The organism is Anaeromassilibacillus sp. Marseille-P3371 (assembly GCF_900169665.1).
Taxonomy (GTDB): domain Bacteria; phylum Bacillota; class Clostridia; order Oscillospirales; family Acutalibacteraceae; genus Anaeromassilibacillus.
The window spans coordinates 996,502-1,016,042 of record NZ_LT835157.1 but is presented as its reverse complement, the minus strand read 5'-3'; the positions used below and the strand labels follow the sequence as shown (position 1 = coordinate 1,016,042).

Genomic DNA, 19,541 nt, shown 5'->3' with positions numbered 1-19,541 from the left:
AAAGATTGTTGTTAGCAGCTCGCATGGTTCGATGCTCAAATTGAAAGCTTTTTTACGGGAAGCCTCCATCGGCTTTATCGGGTGCCCTAAACAATAAGGGCGCCCTGAACCCGATGAAAGAATCGAGATTCAGAGCACCCTTTTCATTTGCTTTTAACCAGGTCTATTTACAACAGCACAATTTTAGTTTTCTTTTTTACAACCATTGGCAAAAAATTGGCTGAAGAAACGGCCCTTATTTTACGGTTACCACACAGTGCAGTTGCGGATTCTGTCCTGGCAGAGTGGTGTACACACCCGTACTGCTGCCCGGAGCGCCGATCGCCCACACACGGAAGTAATAATCGTTGCCGACTTTTGCGACATACTGCGTCTTCAGCACTTCGCCATTGCCGACTGTGAAGCTCGGCATGGCTGTCATGCTGCCGACAACGGTCATCTTGAAGCAATACGCGCTACCTCTCTTCACAGCAAATGGCAATGTCGTGTCGGAGACAACATAGATCTGTGTCTGGACGTTCTGTGCAGCTGTGATGATTGGATTGGTCGTCACAACGGATGTACCCATCCCAGAAGTGTTTCCGGAATTGCTGGAATGGCTTCCACCAGACGAACTACCGCTGGAATTGCCACCCGAATGATTTCGGACAAGCTTGGTATACAGAGCCCTTGCTTCATTGACCGTGCTCTGAATTTCCGGCTCATCGTCAACACTCAACATCGGATCGTTAAACATCAACTCTGCCCGCTTCATCACTGCGGCAAAGGGTGCGTAACTCTCCGGCGTATAGTCGGACGGATCAACGCCTTTCATCTCTTTCAGGAGTTCTTCCAATGCCGTCTTATCCGCTTTCAAACGGAGGGCTGCCATCTTATTCGAAAGATCCAAAGCTGCATCGTCAACCGTCTTTTGACCACTCTCTTCTGTCAGGGACTGCGCTGTTGCCAAAGAAATCTTAAACGCCTCATTGGCCTCTTCGTTCGGGATATAATAACCCGCATTCAGGTCATCCAGCACATCCAACGCCTTTTCAATTACGACATTCAGAAGCGTCAGATCTGCCTTGTGTTCGAGTGCCAGCATCGCCTCAAGGAGCGCCTGCGCTGCATCATCGATTTCATTCTTAAGGGCGTCTTCGTCCGCATAGACTTCTTTTGCCTTCTCAAGCTTCTCTTCAAAGTCTGCTTGACCAGCTTCTATAAACTGATTGCGGTCGATTGCGTCCGCTGTATCGATCAGATATTTCAGATAATCCTTATCTCCGGACTTGAAGTCCAAGAAGTGCAAGACCAGCATGAGGTCCATCTGAGCTGCATCGATCTGCGTCTGTGTTGCTTGCTTATTGGCATAGATATCCTTTGCATGCTGGAAGCGCGTCTCAAAGGCCTCTTGAACCACAGGGAGCAAACCTTCTGTATTGCCTTCGTCGACTTCCTTTTGCGCCGCGTCAATGGTCTGTTTCAACAGTCCTTTATATACTACATCGAATACAAATTCCAATGTCGTATCCATGCCGCCCATCGTATCAACATACAGATATTCGGATGTGTTCCGTATGGACTGCTCCTCATTGTTGCAAAGAATCTGGCGGAACTCTCTTCCGTCATTGCGCGGTTTGAACGTCAGGGCGATTTCTTCACCCTTCTTCAAATGAACGCTATACCGGTTGACTCTATCCGCAAAATTCTGCTGAACGCCGTCTACCCACAGAGAAACGTCCTTACCGGAATACGTAACCGTCAGCAGGTGCTCTTGATCGGGATTATTGTCCTCCAAAACCACTGTAACGGTCACCGCAGAGGCGGGCATTGTAAAGGTATACTGTGCACCAGCTACTACCTCTGTTGTTTCAATCGGATTGCCATTTGCATCAGCAACTGCGATCGAATGGAACTGCTTGCCCTCCGCGATATCTGCAATATTCACTGTAACGGTTTGACCCTCTTGTGCGTTTTGCAGATCAGAGGTAACGGTTGCTCCATCCACCGGTGCAATTTCCACCGGATAGGTATCGCCAGTGGATTCGCTATGGAATTGAATGGTATAGGTCTTTGTATTCGCAACACTGCCATCTTCCGGTGCAATAATTACCTTTGCGGTGCCGTTTGCATCTATGGCTGGAACAACGGTAACCGATGCATTATTGGTCGCCTCCGCTGTAACCGTAGGAACGGTAGCAGAAGAGAGTTCCACTGTATAATCCATCTTGGAAGCATCGAAATCTGCAAGCAATTCGCCGCCGACCTTAATGGCATTTACAGCAAAATCTGTCTTTGCAATTGCATTTTTACCAAAATACTGTAACTCGGTCACGCCCAAGCAAGCATTTCCTGTCGGGGTCATATAGACGCGCAACATGCAAGTTTCCACCGGATCAAAGGTAATTTCCATCATCTCACCGGTCTTGACCGCAGGCTTTCCGCCCACATAGGAAACTTCCTTCCAATTGTTGTCGTCGTTAAGCGGGCTGTCGACCATGTCGCGAACATGGCCGCGCGGGTTGTTCGGACCCAGAGCGGTTGTCGGCGCTTCCGGCAATTCGAAATCCATGGGACCTGTGTAGTATTCGATGCGGTAATCCGAGGGTTTCTGTGTGCCGCCCGATGCGCCTTCGTCGTAGAAGCCAACCTTTACGGTGTCTACAAAACGGTTCACAACCGCGCCGCTGTTGCCGATGATGACAGCAATCCAGTTTTCAGTGCCGCCCGCATTGCGCTTCCAATCGCACCAGATATTTTTGCCTTGTGCGTCCGAAGTTGCAAAGGAGATCTTCCCATCGTTCAACTTCTCCACTCGGTCTGTGGATTCGGGAACGTCATTCGTATAGGAGGCAATTGCAAATGGAAGTTCATACCCATTCTGAAGCTCCGCATAGTTTTTGCTGGTAGCCACATCTTGGCTCGTGACACGTACATTTGCAACCACCGGCAGCTCTGTCCCATCCAGGTTGACTGTACCGTTAACCGGAACAATCGTCCCCTCGTCTACCTGAAAATCTTCTACGGACATCGGTTCCCAGGTAACCGGAACCTCTGTATTCGTAGTTCCATCGCTGTTATAAACGGTAACCGTTTCTGGCAAGGTAGGCGTATTGCTGTACGGAGTAACTGCGGAGATCTGCTGTACGGCAATCGCGTCTTTGACAAGAACCGTCGCTGTTGGCTTGAGTTCCTGGCCTTCCACCGTACCTTCCACCGTAAACTCTCCGTATGTCGCATACTTAGCAGGGTCGATCGAATCCCACTGTACAGACAGTTCGCGTGCAAAGCTGTTCGCTACATAAGCGGTCACCTTTTCCGGAAGCACCGGTGCGGTGTTCAGCTTGGTTGTAACCGAAACCTTATCATAGAACTGTACGACAATCGGTTCGGTTGCTGCTGCAATCGTCAAAGACAATGGTTCCGAAGCAACGGTTTTCCCGCGATAAGTCACTTCTGCCACGGCCTCAACGGTACCGGCTGTATGCGCCTCAATTTGTCCATTGTTATTGAATTTGACCCAGCCCTTCTGTTCTGCATCTGTTGCAGTAACCTTATAGGCTACTGTGTAACTGCCGCTGGTCAGTTCCGTGCCGTCCTCCATTGTAGCGGTCAGGGTAAACGGAACCAGCTCATTTTCCACCAGTTCGGTCTTTTCTGCGGAAAGCACTACATGGTCCAACGTTGCGTCGCTGCGTTGGAACTGGATGGTATAGCGGTTCGTTGTACCATCTTCTGCAGATACAATAATAGACGCGGAACCATCGCTCGTCAAAGGCGGAACGACAAATGCTGAAGCATTTGTAGCTGGAATGGCTGTGATTTCTGGAATCTCATCGTTGTAACCAAGGACATATGTATAGGAATATGTAGAAGGATCAAAACCTTCTATCTCCTCACCATTCAACCGCAAAGAGGTCAGAGTGGCATTGCTGCTTGGCTGCGGCGCAGTCGTAATATCCGCATAAACCTTAAATTCCGAAATACCCACCGGTCTGAAGGTCGTGGCATTGCGCACCTGTCCCTTCATCTTAAGGCGAATATACTTGGCCTCGACTGCGTCAAAGGTGATGGGATATTCGGTATTCACATCGCCTTGAGCCACATTGAAGCCCGTTGTTTTGCTCTGATTTTCTACAGCAGTCCATTCGCTTCCATCGTTGCTGTATTCAACCAGTAGCTCTCTTGGTTCTTTCGTATCGCCGTCTGTAAAGAAGTGTACACCAATCTTGCTCGTGGTATATGCTTCCTCAAATTCGATGCTTACCCAAGAATCTTCTTGAGCGACACCGCCATTTTCCCAGTTGTTCCAAGAGGGATTAAAGGCGATTACGCCGTCGTTGATACTGTCGGACTTGTTATGACCGGTTCCTACATTATACGAAGCATTGGCCTTTGGATAGGTTTCCCCGGCTTCGCGAACTGCTACATTGGAGCCGAGAAGCGTGCGCTCGCCCACACGGATATAAGCCGTCGCTTTCATCTCCTCTGGAACGCCTTCTACGGTTCCGAGTTTTGTGAACGTGCCTTCCTGGGCAACCTCTTCCTCGGTAATTTTTTCCCATGTAACTGCTGCGTTCTGTTCCGTGCCGTCGTTGTATACGACTTTGACAGTCTCCGGAAGCGTCGGAATGATGCCGGTCTGTGCAACCATCCGGGTATCACGGATACCAAGAATGCTCTTTACAACGACTGTAATTTCAATCTCCGTACCGTCCACAACGCCGCGTACCGTAAAGGTCCCAGGTTGTGCCAACTGATCTTCGGAGATTTCATCCCATTCCACTGGGACTTCTTCTTTACTGCCGTCGCTGTAGATGGCCATAACGGTTTCCGGAAGATTCGGCTGTTCATTGACATTCGTCACAACTGTTCCAGGATTGTCATATCCTAGGATCTCATGACCTTCGCCTGCATTTTCCGTTGTATAGCAGGTGATGGAATCACTGGAAAGCCCGTCTCCAGTAGCCGTCAAGGTAAAGGAGCCGTTTTCTTTAGTGGACTGAACGATTACCAGTGCTTTTCCACTAAAGGCTTTGCGCTTCCAAACGCCGTCATAGTCCTTGTAGCGTTCCCAGCTCGGCGCATTGCCGTTGTCTACGCCAACAATCTTGCCGTCGCCGGTGATGTCAAAATACATCTGGTTGTCCGCTGTCGGCACAAAGTTGCCATCCGCATCCAAAACATCCACAGTGATATAGGAGAGATCCCGTCCGTCGGACTCAATGACCTGCCGGTCCGCAGAAAGCGAAATCGCTGCCGGATCTCCCGCTGTCGTCACGACATCTTCAGCAACCACTTCATCATTTTCGTCATAAGCAACTGCCTTCAATGTGCCGGGCTCATACGGAATACGCCACTCCAGATAGAGCTTGTTCTCATCATCCGGATTGACTTGGTAAACAACGTCTTCGCCCTTTTCATCCTGGTATGGAGTGATCGTGTTAAAAGTCTGTTTTCCGAGGGATTCCCCATCTTTAAACAGTTCGACCGAGCGTGCGTTGGAATAAATGCGAACTGGAATCTTTCCGTTTACGGTCACCTGAGAGCGAAGTTCCGCATCCTCCCAATTCCAGTGCGGCAGGATGTGGACCATCGGATTGTCCTCTACAGACGTCCACTGGCTCTCATATAGATAATACGCATCTTTTGCAAAGCCCGCTGTGTCAACAATGCCGAAATATGAATTCTTTGGCGGCGCTGTCGCATTTTGGTTCCACGGAGTCGGCTCGCCGATATAGTCGAAGCCGGTCCAGACAAACTCGCCAAGAAGCCATTTTCGATCCCGATCAATCACCAAACTTTGTGTCGCGGTGCTGCCCCAGCCCACATGATCGTTGTCATAAGAGGACTGCTGATAGTCCGGATGGCTGCCCGCATCCCCTGTTCCTTCGCTGTCTGGGTGCGCATAGATTCCACGGCTCTTGGTCGCAGAAGAATTCTCCGCACCGTATATAATCCAGTCGGGGTGTGTTTCACGAAGTGCGTCATACCGGGTCCAATTGTTATCAACATAGTTCATACCGACTACATCCATTTTTTCTGCAACTTTTACATAGTTGGAGGTGGTGTCGGATGTATTTCCTGTGCGGAATTTATCTTCGCCCATCGTGCAGGGGCGGGTGTCATCAATCTCCTTGGTCCAATCGTACAGCTTTTGAGCAGTAGCCGGTCCTCTGGAATCATTCGCTGCATAAATCTCATTTCCTAGGGACCACATAATAATGGACGGGAAATTCTTTCCACGGTTCACCATGGTCTTGAGGTCAAACTCTGCCCATGTCTGGCCAGGCTTGGCTGTTGGATCGGTCGCTTCCACTTCAAAAAAGCGTTTGCCATAATCATAATTTTTTTTGCCCTGATACCATGAGTCAAATGCCTCGTCAATCACCATCAATCCTAGTTCGTCACATACCTGCAACAGCTCGTCCGACGCTGGGTTGTGTGTGACACGGATGGCATTGACGCCCATCCCTTTGAGGATTTCCATCTGGCGCTGAACCGCGCGGTAATTCGACACCGCACCTAATGCGCCCTGGTCATGGTGCATGCACATACCCTGAAGCTTCATCCACTCACCGTTGAGATAGAATCCATCATTGACCGTGAACTCTGTCCAACGGAAACCGAAACGGCTCTCATAGCGGTCTGTTACAACGCCATCCACCAGAATTTCGGTGACCAGATTATATAGGTTCGGGTCTTCCGGCGACCACAAAGCCGGATTCGCAGCAGAAAGGACCTGCTCCACCGTCTCTGTCTCGCCAGCCGCAACCGTCACGGGTTCCGACTCCACTGGATCGATCAGAACACTGTCGTCGTCATACCCCACCATAGAGGTACGAACGGTAACGGCCGTCTCCTCCTCGGAATCGTTCTGTACCTGTGTCGCCACATTGACGGTAACGTCTTCATCGGAAGTATATTCCTCTTCCAGATCCGGCGTCGTAATCTTTGTACCATAACGTGCTACGTGTACCGGCTCTGTAACCGTCAAATAAACGTCGCGATAAATACCGCTGCCGGAATACCAACGACTGGTTGTACCTGCCATGCTGTCAATTTTATTTTCTGCCTGTACCGCAATCACATTCTCGGTCTCTCCATCACAGACCACCAGGTCCGTGATGTCATAGGAGAACGGCGTGTAACCGTAGGGATGGCGGGAAACCAATTCCCCGTTTACGTAGGTATAGCTATCCATATAGACACCGCCAAAGTCGACGGTGATCCGCTTTCCTTCCATCTCTGGGGGAAGGGTAAATGTCTTTCGATACCAACCGATGCCACCGGCCAAATGGCCGATCTCCGATGTTGTAGCGCCATTGGTAAAATCTAATTCAATGCTCCAGTCGTGCGGTAAGGTCACGTTACGCCAGCTGGAATCATCAAAGTTTTTCTCCTCGGCCCCGGATGGGTCCCCCAAATAGAACTTCCAATCATCCACAAACAAAATCTGCCGGTCAAGTTCTGCGGTATCCTCTAAACGATTGACCGCCTCGGTAGTGCTGTCCTTCACCTGCTCCTCTGTAAAAGCCAGCGCACCGGTAAAACTGCCGGTGGCAATTGCTCCTGCCAGAAGCAGTGCCAGAAACCTTTTTCTCTGTTTCACTTGTGTACAAACCTCCTTTTCCAAACATTTCTCTTCTTCATGTTTACTCTTTCCAAATTTCTTTTTGAAACATCTCCTCCTTCTCACATCTCAAACAGGGTACTTCCATCCCAACCTCCCAATAGCATCTCAACGGATAAAAATTTGCGGTTGTGCATAATGATTGGCAATGTTTCCCCTAAGATATTGTATATACTAGCATCTTTTCCTTTGAACTACAAGACTTGATACACAATCCTGTAAAAAATTTCGCTATTTGTGCAACAAAAATATTATATTTCTTTTTCCTTTTTTCAAAAAATAAACCCACCGCAAAAATGCAATACTTGATTGCAGGTAAGCGGTGGATTTTAGACCGAAAATCAAAGAATCGATCGCGTAAATAGGTTCGAAAAAATATAGTAAAAAACGGGTAGGCTGTATCATATTTGTTTGCTTTGGAAATAGAGATGGTTGTTTTGACAGACTTTTGATTGTGGTCTACAAGCCCACGCCTTTTCATTATAGAAATTGGCCTTTTTGAGATTCCCTAAGCGATCATAGCATACGCAAAGCTGCAAATAGGGAATATAGTCATAACAATCCGGTTGAACAAAGGCGCCAGAACGATCGTCCCTTTCTCGACTTGCCGCTGTTTCATACCAAAAAATCGCCTGTGTGTATTGATCTCGGTCGAAGAAATGCTTTCCTATATCACAGCAGACTTCCGCTCTAGGTACATCCAGCTCTAAACTTTGCAACAGTGCGCGCAATGCGCCTGCTTCATTGCCCAACGCATATCGACAATAGGCCATTTGCCGGCACGCATCGATTTCGTTTTCCAACCACCCTGCTCCACTGTCTAAAAAAGCCTGGAAGATTTTCTGTGCTTCTCCATATCTTCCATGGGTGTATAGTTCTCTCCCATAATAGAATTGTTCTCGCGGCGAAAGCACCTTTCCTTCTGCCAATTGCTTTTCATAAATTCGCAAATTACGGTCTGGGTCACCAGGGCCAACCTTTCGATGTGTAACCGCCGCAGTCCCATAGAGAATCGGTTGAATGGGAGTAATGACCTCATGCACGGCCCCTTCCCAGCGCATTCCCTGTCCATTTCGGATGAGGCGTTCGCGGTAATAAGAAAAGGTCGGCTTTCCCTCCGCATCAAAGGCGATCTGGTAGGGAAGCATGACCACACGAACACTGGGGTCCAAAGTTTCTTTTAAATGCATCAGCGCCTTTGCATCCTCATCAAGAAGGACGTCATCTGCGTCAAGCCACATGCAGTATTCCATCGTGGCTTTTGAAAACGAAAAATTTCTGGCAGCAGAAAAATCGTCCACCCACGGGAAGTCATAAATATGGCGTGTATATCGTTTGGCAATTTCCTTTGTACGATCCTCTGATCCGGTGTCCACAAGGATGATTTCATCCACAGCCTTGCTAACGGAATCAAGGCATCGTGCCAAAACAGCCTCCTCATTTCGTACAATCATACATAAGCTGATGGTTACCATCGCATTTGCCCCCCATCCTTTCGTCTGTTGGCATCCTATGCGGCAATCCTATTTAATGTGCCTATAAAGAAACGAGGGTGTCCCAAAAGTCATGAAATGACGGAAGGGTACCCTCGTTTTTTAGAAACTTAAATATTTTTCCAAACAAAAAGAGGATGTCCTTTTCCTATGAATCGAAAGATCCATTGTTTTGGGACACCCTCTTTTTTAAATCGTTTGTTCTAAGGATTTGACATATCATCAGAAAGTGTTACAAAGATCGGCTGATGGCCGGTATGCGGTAGAAAAATCTGAAAAATATCTTCCGTACGAATTTTAAGGCTGGATGTATTGAGACAGGGATGACAGCCGAACCACGGCTCTTGTTGAATCTCACGGTCAACTAAGAGCTGAACCCGATGTTGCAGATCATTCATAAGCGCCAAGATGCTGACTGAACCCGGCGTTACCCCTAACAGCTCTTCCATCTCTAGAGGTCCTGCAAAAGACAAGCGCGCACTTCCGATCTGAGAAGACAGTTCCTTTGTATGAAATGCTTTGCGTCCTGGCATCACCAAAAGATAAAAACAAGTCTTTTGGCGGTTACAGAGAAACAGATTCTTGCAAATTTCCACGCCCAGGAGGGCTTCCACCTCCTCACAGTCGGCAATCGTCGCTGCCGTACTGTGATCCAATCGCTCATATGTGATTCCCAACCGATCCAAGAGATCATACACAGCGACTTCCCGAGCAGAACGTTCGGAATCGGTTGGCCGTCCCTGATAAATTTGCCGATCAATGAACTCCATCGAAGTCCTCCCTTTCACAGACCAATGGGCGCGCCTGGCCCCCTCTATCCTAAGCGTCTAGCTGTTCTTCCAACTGTTTTTCGGTTTCTAAGAAACACTGCATCAGCATGGGATTGAATGCTCCACATTCGCCCTGCTGAATCATTCGAACAGCCTCTTGGTGTGAATAGGGAGGTTTATAAATACGTTCACTCACAAGCGCATCATACACATCTGCCAGCGACACCACTTGTGCAGCTAAAGGAATTGCATTGCCGGTCAGACCGTCGGGATATCCCTGTCCATCCCAACGCTCATGATGAGAACGGCAAATCTCATAACAATAAGTAATCAAGGGATCATCCTGTACATAAGCAAGGCTATTTAATAAATCACAACCATAGACCGTATGTTTCTGCATAATAGCGAATTCTTCTGTCAGTTTTCCCGGCTTTAATAGTACGGAATCGGGAATTGCGATCTTTCCAATGTCATGCATCGCAGATGCACAGACAATGGTCTCGATCTGTTCCTCGTCCAATCCCAGTTCTCTATGGGACTGTGCCAAATGGCGAAGCAGCAATTCTGTGATTCCACGAATCCGCCGGATATGCTGCCCAGACTCTCCGTTTCGGAATTCCACCGCCGTGCTGAGCGCGTCGATGATAAAGGTATATGTACGGCGCAGCTTGCGCGCCTGCTGTTTCAGAACCTGGGTCTGGCGGTTCACTAAGTTTTCTAGATGTAAGCGGTGCGCGTATAACTCCATGATGTTCTGGACACGCCGGCGCACAATTTCCTCCTGGTAGGGTCTACAGATAATGTCAACCATCCCCCTATCATATCCACGCAAAACCGTCGTGTCCAGGGGCTGGGAGGTAATCATAACCACCGGAATTCGATCCGTCCAATGCAATTCCGACAGGGTACACAGCACATCAAAGCCGTCAAATGTCCTTTCATCCATATCGAGCAGTATGGCTGCTACACAATCGTGCCGGGTTTCCAGAAATTGCAATACCTGCTCCTCATTGTCCGCTTCCTGGCTAGAATAAGTGTCTTGGAACAATTTGCGCAGGCTGTCCCGTTCCGGTCCCGCATTGCCCACGAAGAGAATTGCTTTTGACTCCACGCTTTCGCCGCCTCTCTTATACGCTCAAACCGCCAAAATATGGCCTTTCTTTTCATTATACTGTAAGTAAAAAGGCTTTACAAGTATCGTACAAGACAAAAAACGTCACTTTGTGGAACAGAATACACGGTTCATCCCCTAAAACCACTCTACATTCAGCCAAATTGGTTTACATATAGCAGAAAACGGTATCTCTCCTTTTATTCTGCACAGTTCGAGCCATAATGCCGCTTAATCTTTCGAGAGGTTGTCTTTTCAAATTCGGTATTGCGCAACTTAATACGGCGCACTTGCTTAAACATCGGCAGTGACCGATTCATTTCGTCCATGTGGTCAGACAGTTCCTTCTGTATATCCTGAATGCGCTTTTTCGCCACATAGTCTTCATTGGGGTAGATTTCCGCGGTAATCTGCCCCTCTTCTTCATACACCAATACCTCTGCAACCAAGGGGTCCTCGCTGATTCGATTCTCCAGTTCCTCGGGGGAAACATTCTCGCCATTGCTCAAGATAATCAAATTTTTCTTTCGGCCTGTAATATAAAGGAATTGCTCGTCATCCACATAGCCAAGGTCCCCCGTACGCAGCCAGCCGTCCACCAGTGTTTCTCTGGTCGCTTCTTCGTTCTTATAGTAGCCCAACATCACGGAACTACTCTTTACCCAAATCTCGCCATCTACGACCTTTGCTTCACACCCAGGCAACAGTTTCCCAACAGAATCCTCTTTGATACATGTCTCTGAATTGCGGCTGATGCAAGGTGCACATTCTGTCATTCCATAACCCTGTACCAAATTGATATTTAATTCTCGGAACTTTTCAATCATCTCCGGATTTAAATAGGCGCCACCGCAGTAAATCGTGCGTAGATTCCCCCCAAAAGCGGCCTTTGCGATCACCTTTTTGGGGATGACCAAGGATTTCTTTGCTGCTTCACAAACCTGATTATACATCACTTGCGCAATCATAGGGACTACCAACATGGTATTGGGCTTAAAAACTTGCAAGTTCTTCGCAATACGCATCAAAGAGTCATTGATACAGATGGTTGAACCCAGCTGAAGCCCTTTGAGAATGTCACAGGTAAAGCAATAAGCATGGTGAATCGGAAGGACTGTCATCAATACTGCTGTACCAGGTTCAATCCCCATCTCCAAGTGCACAACATTGTCAATCAAATTGCGATGATTCAGCATCACACCTTTGCTCTTTCCTGTTGTACCGGAAGTATACATAATTACACTGAGTTTTTCGCGATCTATAGGTTCATCAAATGCTCCGCAATTTTCCTCTAAGCAGCGGCGCAAAGACCACACATCCTCTCCATGCGCCTCCCGCTGCATCTCAAAATAAGACGTAACCTGTGGACAATCGCGCCGCACCTGCGCTGCAATGTCTGCATAACTGCTGTCATATACCAATACCTCGACGTCCGCTCGATGGAGCTCGTCGCAAATGTCGGCTGCCGGAAGTTCCTTATCGATTGGTACAACAACGCCCCCGGAGTTTACTGTGCCAAAATATCCTACAATCCATTCATAACTCGTCGGTCCCAAGAGCGCCACATGTTTTCCCCTCAGCGCATACTTCTCCAGTGTCCGGCTAAAGGCCTCACTATCCGCTTTAAGCGCGATGTATGATTTATCAATGATCTCCTTTTTCTGCTTTGTGCGAATGGCAATCTTTTCTCCATACGTTTCCGCGGAAAAGTCAATTAAGTCTTTCAGGTTTCGCAGTTGGTTCATATTCATAGGAAATACCTCCTGTCTGTTCCGGCAAGTGCCGTAAGAATACCATTGTCTGCGCTTGCTCTGTCCCCCTTTGGCAAGCGGACAAAATAAATCCACTTCTTAAAACCGTTTGCGCAAACGAAAATCCAGCAACATTACATGTGGGAACCGGTCCCAGTTGAAAATGGATTTCTCGAAACGGATAACCAATCCCCACACCCAATGCTTTTCCATAGCTTTCCTTTAACGTCCAAAAGCGAAAAAATAAATCCTCTCGATTTTCGCTTTTTAAAAGCTGTTCTTGTTCAGACGGTGCCAAAATACGCCGCGGCATCCGTGGGGGATAGGGACGGATTTTCTCAACATCCACGCCAACCTCTGTGTGACTCACTGCACAGGCTACCAACCCTGCGCAATGGCTAATGTTGAACAAGATTCCCGGATAATTGCGCAAGAAGGGCTTTCCCTGCGGTGTTCGGGCCAACAATAGGTTTCCGGTCAACCGATACTTCTCATGCAACACCCAAGAAAGCAGCGTATAAGCGGCTGAATGCTCCCCCATGCCATGGGGAATCGAGCAGGCATAGATCATTCTTCTGTCAAAGTAGCGATGTAATGCAATGCCTCTTGTACCGTTTTGATTTTAGCCGCTTCACGCTCGTCCACTTCAATGTCAAACACATCTTCCACTTCCCCGACCAGACACATAAACTCATAAGAATTGAACCCCAGATCCTCTACAAATCGGGAATCTTCATGAATGTCCTCGTCTGCAACCTGGACATAATTTCGGATAATCTCTTTCATCTGTTCAAACATGTTTAAACTCCTCCTTTTACGCGCTCTCAATTTCCATGATGAGGCCATGGAAATTTCTGGCTATATCTGGATTATAGCCTTGCAGAAAAAAGTTTTCAATAGCCGAGGTATCAAGCTTTTTCGGTTTGTTTTCAGGAGGTTTGTGAAAGAGGTACAGTTTCGACAAAAATAGAGTTTATTTAGCTTTCCCTGTAAAGAAAAAGCTTTTTAACGGTTCACCAATTATCAATTTATTTTTGCGTCTATTCATTGTATAATGGATAATAGCAAACTGGAAGGATTTACAAATGTGCAGTAGATGCTGCCAAAACTACCAACCAATAGGAGGTATACAAATGGACTTATTCGAACTCCTGAAAGCCGCCATCCTTGGAATCATCGAGGGAATTACGGAGTGGCTGCCCATCAGTAGCACCGGCCATATGATTCTGGCCGACGAGTTTATTAAGCTCAACACTTCACAGGCTTTTAAGGACATGTTTTTGGTTGTGATTCAGCTCGGCGCCATTCTCGCCGTTGTGGTGCTGTATTTTCATAAGCTGAATCCCTTTTCGCCCAAAAAATCGCAGCAGGAAAAGCGCGATACTTTTACGCTTTGGGGAAAAGTCATTGTCTCCTGTCTGCCAGCGGCTGTGATCGGTCTGCTCTTTGACGATTTAATCGAAAGCACTTTTTTTAATTATGTCACAGTAGCCGTTATGTTGATTCTTTACGGCGTATTGTTCATCCTTGTAGAAAATTGGAATAAGCGCCGTAAGCCTAAAGTAGAAACGCTCTCTGACCTTTCCTACCGTACTGCATTCTGCATTGGCTTGTTTCAAGTGTTGGCATTAATTCCAGGGACCTCCCGTTCGGGTGCAACGATTCTTGGCGGTATATTACTTGGTGCATCCCGTACAGTATCGGCGGAATTCACGTTCTTCTTAGCTATCCCAGTGATGTTTGGGGCAAGCCTCTTGAAAATGTTGAAGTTTGGATTTACATATTCCGGTATGGAGATCGCTATTCTCTTAACCGGTATGATTGTCGCATTTGTGGTTTCAATTCTTGCCATTAAGTTCCTGATGGGATACATCAAAAAGCACGATTTTAAAGCCTTTGGATACTATCGTATCATTTTGGGGGCACTTGTCTTGCTGTATTTCTTAGTCTTTGCCAACGTTTGATTTACAATTTGAAATATATAAATATAATAATACAAATTGTTTATTTTATAAGTGTTCTTTGTCGTTGTTCAAACAAAATTCCTTCTTCGTACCGATATACCTAGTTCAATTAAATGCTATTAAAACGGCTTTAACAGAAATCAAAAAAGACCTCCGCTCTTCGTAATTGAACGATTTGCGGAGGTCTTTTGTTTTGTTGGTATTCTGTGAAACGTCACATAGATGATCTTCGATCTTTCGTTAAAAGTTATTTCCGTTCCATCCCCAGTAGGCAACTTCCTCGTATTTTACATAAATCCGATTGGGGGCGATTTGCAACTCCTTACTCAGTATGTCTGTTATGGCCGCAGTCATTTTATTATAAACGCCTCCGTTGGCCTTTCCATAAATCTTTACTTCTACAAAAGCCGCCGGCTGGTCACAATTCCCTTGAAAATAGATTTTACAACCATCTTCAAAGGTAAGCATCAGCCAATTTTCGCTTTTCCCTGGAATCAGGGAAATTGCCTTTCCCAACTCCGTTTTAATGGTTTTTTCCTGTTGCTCCGTCATTTTTACGCTGACCTTCGTCTGAATACATGGCATGGTAGTAATTCCTCCTTTAATTTCATCCATACGCCATTATACTAAGCGTTATTTTTCAAAAGTATATCACAAATAGTCCTCTCTATTCAAGCGAAGCTTCGTGAATAAGGCTCAATTTCTGAGATCGTGTCAAACGTTTAATCTGCGCCTCCCGGCGCAAAGCTGCGGAACGATCCGGAACCTCCTCACAATAAACCAAACACACTGGTCTGCGAGAACGCGTATACTTGGCCCCCCGTCCACAGTTGTGGGCCGCCAAGCGATTGTCCAGTTGGTCCGTCCAACCCGTGTAGAGGGTTCCGTCGGAACATTCGAGGATATATACAACCGTACATTTCCCCCTAGTCTCCATGTAGTACATCCCTTTCACTCAATTCGTTTCGAAACTCTGGCAAGGAATCGATTGGTTTATCCAACTTAATTCCTTTGAGTAGACTTCTTTATACATGCGTACCCCTTGTTGAATTTCCGATCGCATGAGAGAAATTCGTTCTACTTGCATCTTTTGCTGGAGCACAGCTCTGGAAAGCTCATTCAAATAAGAATCTTCCCGCAAAAGGACCTTTCGCCCCAAGGTAATATGTGGTTGAAAGGCACGCATCTCCAATGAATAACCACTTTCGAGTAAAGACCTTTCTAAAGTTCTCTGTAGGCTTTGTAGTTGCTCGGAGTACTCCACACCGACCCAGATGGTCTTCCCCTTTTGATCTGAACAGAAACTCCCTATTCCCTTCAGCATCAACGAAAACACCGGGAATTCGAGACGATTCATTATTTGAACCACTGTGTCAATGGACTCAGTCTCCCCCAGGAAGGAGAGTGTCAAATGGAAGTTCTCTTTTCGTATAAAAGTTCCCGAAATCGCTGCGTTCTGAAGGCATTTTTCAAGACGCCAAAGTTCCTCTATCATGAGTTCATTAAAACGGATACCTATAAACAGCCGCATCTTTCCCTCCTGAAAAATGGCTTTTTCTCTTAACTTTCGCTGGCCAAAAACTGGTTAAAAAGAAGATTCTAACCACGCCCACTTTAAAAATTTGATAAATAACGAAACGAAAGTTATTCCCTCGTCTCAACGATATTTAAAACATATTCTAAAAGCCGATCGATTAAAATAGATTTAGAACGATCTTCCTGGTAAGGCAGGGCTTCAAAGAAGGCTCTCTTTCAAACTTCCATTTCTATCTCTATATTCCTTTTTTATATCCTTTACCTCTTAGAAACCGTATTCGATCCCCGCGATAAAGGAAGTACAGCCAATGTGTACGAATAACGCAACGGTTCAGATAGGGTAAGCGAATTCAACAAGATCATTGCTTGGCTCTGCATGGTTCCAAAATAAAAAGCACCCGGTCGAGTGAGTGGCCCCTACTATGGCTATTCCCATAAAAATTCAGATACAAGGCTATCCATCATGATAAAGCTATGGAAAAAGCGCACTTAGTAACATAAACAGCCAAAAGATGGTGTCAAGGACAACCTTTCGCTACATTTTTTAAAGGTACGTATAAACTAATTATTTATAAATTTTATATCTGATTTTTGATTGTCCGCATAAACACTACACGTTCAAACATTTTGGAGTATAGAAAAACATTCATTTTACCACGAATTTACTACGATTGAACGAGCCTTAATATGACAATAAAATCACACTAAAAGGGACACCATTGACATCTAAATGGTGTCTTTTGTTAAAAAGCGGTCAATCATATAAGACCAACCTCTTAAAATGTGGATGTGAAATGGTCAAACTGGAAGCTACAAGAATTTCAAAAAAATGTTTTCCTTTGAAAAAGTATCTGATTTATAGCGAATCGCTTTTATCAAAATATTTTACATAGTAGTATTTGTTCAGTTTGGAATTATAATTATTTCTTCTTACGAATTCCAATTCAAATCCTAGTTTTTTATAAAATTCTGGTGCCTGAAATTCATAGGTACAAAGATTGATATTATGCAAATTTTGATTTTTATAGGTATCTTCCACCATCTGTATTAACTGTGTCCCAATGTGTTTTCCTCGTTGATGTTCGAACACGATCAATTCATCAATGTATATTTCTGAAAAACAACGAAACCCTGTTATGGCGCCGATTACTTTCCCGTTCTCTTTTGCGACAAAGCAAAACGGAGTATGATTAAATGAAACGCCGTCCTTTGCCTCATACTTCTCAAATTCTTTTTGAATGTCTTTTTTTAAACTATCGTTTATTTCGACTTGTTCAATCAGAACCATACAAAACGTTCTCCTTGTCAATTTTTCTGTTTCAATTATCGCATTTATTCTTCTTTTCGTTTCAACAAACTGGAATTTACCGTCTTTTTCCATTTTTATCAAAATTTTTTCTCAGAGCAATTTCTGTTGGAAAAATAGAACCAATCAAAGGAACCAGCTGTATTCCCATTATAATTCCTCCGACTGTTCCTACTGTTTCCACATTTTTTCCAATTACTAAGAGCATAAATATTACTGTTATCGGCAATGCGCTTAACCCGCAAATATACCATATCTTACCACAATATTTATGGGCAAATTCCCATGTTTCCTTATTTTTCATAGACATGGAAGTCCTATATCCAAATACTCCGTTAATTGTCTTTGGCACGTTCTTCATAAAATGTCTCCCAAAACCAATCATTGTAAATGGGAGAAGTAAATCCATAATCAACATATAAATCCAAAATCCCATAAGCATTTCTCCCGCAACTAAATTCTAATTTTCTTAGTTCTATAAACTGGAGTTGTTACTCATCTTGATTTGCATAATACCTTCTTATGTTCACAATAAAAGCCCAAATAAACAAAACGGCGCAAAGCATATTCATAACGAACCAACAATCAGAATCGTTATATGTTTTTAATGAAAAACAACTGAACTTTCCAATGGTCTCTAAGGGTTTCCTCCTATAAATACAGAAGTAACTGAAGAATCACACTACAAAAATATACGAAACCAATTCTTACCCTTCAAATCGATGGATCAATCGGGTATACGCTCTTTTTGGTTTCCGTATGATTCAACCACATAAACCGTTTCCTAAGTTTTAAACAACTCTTTTGTCCATATTCCATCTTTTTCTTACCCTATTGTGCTTGATTCCCATCGATAGGGTTCTCTATATATCTCACTTTACGATTGGATTATAGCATCTTATCACTCTAGAAAAAAGAGTAAAATAACCAATTCGTTGAATAAGTTGCTCTTATTATTCCGAAAAATTTAAGAGTTTAACGTTCTTGCAGCTTCATTACAGATACATCCGTCCTCTATCCCCATTCAAGTATAAAAAAACATAGTCCTACTATGCGATAAACTATTTATGTCTTTCATGACTTGACCTCCTGTGTTTTTGTTGTGTGGCCGCCAAACCACTTCTATTTTATCTCAGGGAGTCCCTCTTTCCTCTATAAGTTTTTTATCCGCCCCCTGTTCAACTGGGGGTTTTTATCATGCCTATTCCGCGCCAACAAAAAAATAGCGCCTGACTGAAAACAGGCGCTATTTTTTGACCTCTTTTATCAAACAATTTCTTATCGCTTTTGTTTAGTAAACCTTGACTTCAGCAGTTATTCCAAATTATTCCGCCGCTACAGAAGAATCGGTCGACTGTTGAGAATCCTCTACAGGTTCTTCAGAAGAACCACTGGGCCTGTCTGATTCACCCGAAACAGAGCCGGAATTGTTGCTTGGTTCTTTCGAAGATTCCTCCACATCCTCTTCTGGCACATTCGCTTCCGGAATATCTCCTACATACAAGCTTACCGGCCCCAGATTTCGCACAACAATATGCTCCTCTGGAAGTCCAAGGATCGTCATCGCATACAAAGAATCTTCCTCCAATTTGTCCGGAAGATCGATGACAAGTTTAATCTTGTTCTGTTCTGAAGCACTTAAAGCATCATATCCTTCAATCGAGAGATTCACAGGCCTCTTTATTGTAATTTGTCCATTCAACAGATCCTCTGCGGAAAGCTGAATGGAGTCTTCTTTCCCATTGGATTTTACCATTTTCTTAAAAGCAGAAGCGCCGTCCGGTACCGCTGCCTCGTTAAAATCCGGCAGGTCCCCATCATAGACCGAAACGGCCATCTCTTGATGGTCCCAAAAAGACCCCTCTTCCCCTTCCTCTGAAGCGAGTGTTGTCCCTGTTACCACTGTGAGCAAGAGGCCCATACTTAATATGGTAGCCACTGGTAATTTCAAAAAGTTCTTCTTCATAACAACCACTCCTCCAATTGACTCACAAATTT

At 45.3% G+C, this 19,541-nt stretch carries 14 protein-coding genes; 1 reads left to right on the top strand and 13 read right to left on the bottom strand.

Annotated features, from left to right (window positions below; translation table 11 throughout):
• Positions 1–235: 235 nt before the first annotated feature.
• The 7 genes from B9Y59_RS03260 to B9Y59_RS03230 form a co-directional block, all read right to left on the bottom strand.
• On the bottom strand, positions 236–7,591 hold the full coding sequence (locus tag B9Y59_RS03260; RefSeq protein WP_158088932.1) for an Ig-like domain-containing protein: 7,356 nt from the start codon (positions 7,589–7,591) through the stop codon (positions 236–238).
• 422 nt (positions 7,592–8,013) lie between these two features.
• Positions 8,014–9,087 carry a tetratricopeptide repeat-containing glycosyltransferase family 2 protein gene (locus B9Y59_RS03255; protein ID WP_085531766.1) on the bottom strand — a complete coding sequence of 358 codons (1,074 nt, stop codon included), beginning with the start codon at positions 9,085–9,087 and terminating at the stop codon, positions 8,014–8,016.
• 221 nt (positions 9,088–9,308) lie between these two features.
• Positions 9,309–9,875, bottom strand: a complete 567-nt coding sequence (locus B9Y59_RS03250; protein ID WP_085531764.1) for a prolyl-tRNA synthetase associated domain-containing protein — start codon at positions 9,873–9,875, stop codon at positions 9,309–9,311.
• Between the two features lie 49 nt (positions 9,876–9,924).
• Positions 9,925–10,986 carry an HD-GYP domain-containing protein gene (locus B9Y59_RS03245; protein ID WP_085531762.1) on the bottom strand — a complete coding sequence of 354 codons (1,062 nt, stop codon included), beginning with the start codon at positions 10,984–10,986 and terminating at the stop codon, positions 9,925–9,927.
• 200 nt (positions 10,987–11,186) lie between these two features.
• Positions 11,187–12,737, bottom strand: a complete 1,551-nt coding sequence (locus tag B9Y59_RS03240) for an AMP-dependent synthetase/ligase (protein ID WP_442856147.1) — start codon at positions 12,735–12,737, stop codon at positions 11,187–11,189.
• Positions 12,697–13,308, bottom strand: a complete 612-nt coding sequence (locus B9Y59_RS03235; RefSeq protein ID WP_085531760.1) for a 4'-phosphopantetheinyl transferase family protein — start codon at positions 13,306–13,308, stop codon at positions 12,697–12,699. Before B9Y59_RS03235 ends, B9Y59_RS03240 begins: the two co-directional genes overlap by 41 nt.
• A complete protein-coding gene (locus tag B9Y59_RS03230; protein WP_054323873.1) occupies positions 13,305–13,535 on the bottom strand; it encodes an acyl carrier protein in 231 nt (76 codons plus the stop codon). The genes B9Y59_RS03235 and B9Y59_RS03230 overlap by 4 nt, the downstream gene beginning before the upstream one ends.
• Before the next feature lie 335 nt (positions 13,536–13,870).
• Here B9Y59_RS03230 and B9Y59_RS03225 point away from each other — a divergent pair, with 335 nt between their 5' ends.
• Positions 13,871–14,701, top strand: a complete 831-nt coding sequence (locus B9Y59_RS03225; RefSeq protein ID WP_085531758.1) for an undecaprenyl-diphosphate phosphatase — start codon at positions 13,871–13,873, stop codon at positions 14,699–14,701.
• A gap of 240 nt (positions 14,702–14,941) precedes the next feature.
• Here B9Y59_RS03225 and B9Y59_RS03220 read toward each other — a convergent pair whose 3' ends face one another.
• The 6 genes from B9Y59_RS03220 to B9Y59_RS03195 form a co-directional block, all read right to left on the bottom strand.
• Entirely contained in the window at positions 14,942–15,286 is a 345-nt protein-coding gene (locus B9Y59_RS03220) for a phenylpyruvate tautomerase MIF-related protein (protein ID WP_054323874.1), read from the bottom strand.
• Positions 15,287–15,368: 82 nt separating this feature from the next.
• Complete coding sequence (locus B9Y59_RS03215) at positions 15,369–15,638, bottom strand: GIY-YIG nuclease family protein (RefSeq protein WP_054323875.1); 270 nt, start codon at positions 15,636–15,638, stop codon at positions 15,369–15,371.
• Positions 15,639–15,656: 18 nt separating this feature from the next.
• Positions 15,657–16,232, bottom strand: coding sequence for an RNA 2',3'-cyclic phosphodiesterase (gene thpR / locus B9Y59_RS03210; RefSeq protein ID WP_085531755.1), 576 nt, complete (start codon positions 16,230–16,232; stop codon positions 15,657–15,659).
• An 861-nt stretch (positions 16,233–17,093) separates the two neighbouring features.
• Positions 17,094–17,525, bottom strand: a complete 432-nt coding sequence (locus B9Y59_RS03205; RefSeq protein WP_054323877.1) for a GNAT family N-acetyltransferase — start codon at positions 17,523–17,525, stop codon at positions 17,094–17,096.
• A 76-nt stretch (positions 17,526–17,601) separates the two neighbouring features.
• Positions 17,602–17,979, bottom strand: coding sequence for an SdpI family protein (locus tag B9Y59_RS03200; RefSeq protein ID WP_085531753.1), 378 nt, complete (start codon positions 17,977–17,979; stop codon positions 17,602–17,604).
• 888 nt (positions 17,980–18,867) lie between these two features.
• Positions 18,868–19,509: a hypothetical protein gene (locus tag B9Y59_RS03195; protein WP_085531751.1), complete on the bottom strand. Its 642-nt coding sequence runs from the start codon at positions 19,507–19,509 to the stop codon at positions 18,868–18,870.
• Positions 19,510–19,541: the final 32 nt, after the last annotated feature.